1 protein-coding gene is annotated in these 232 nt (G+C 35.3%); it reads right to left on the bottom strand.

What is annotated here, in order from left to right; all coding sequences use genetic code 11:
* A partial coding sequence (locus QT74_RS07970; protein ID WP_033765944.1) for a DUF3519 domain-containing protein occupies positions 1-232 on the bottom strand: 232 nt, incomplete at both ends.

Genomic DNA, 232 nt, shown 5'->3' with positions numbered 1-232 from the left:
CTCGCTCGTGTTCTAATTTCTTTTTTAAAGCTTCTTTACGCTTTAATTCTTGCTCTTTAGCTTTTAAAAATTCTTGTTCGCTTTGTAACTTCTCGCTTTCTAACTTCGCTAACTTTTCGGCTCTGGCTTGTTCTAAAGGGCTTAAATTTGTAGGTTTTGGTGGGGTTTCGTTTAAATTTTCGCTTGTTTTTAATAATTCCTCTTGATCTGTTAGCGGTTTTTGGGTAGGATT

It is taken from the genome of Helicobacter pylori SA213A, assembly GCF_000476275.1.
GTDB lineage: Bacteria > Campylobacterota > Campylobacteria > Campylobacterales > Helicobacteraceae > Helicobacter > Helicobacter pylori_CL.
This window is presented reverse-complemented; position numbering and strand designations above follow the sequence as displayed.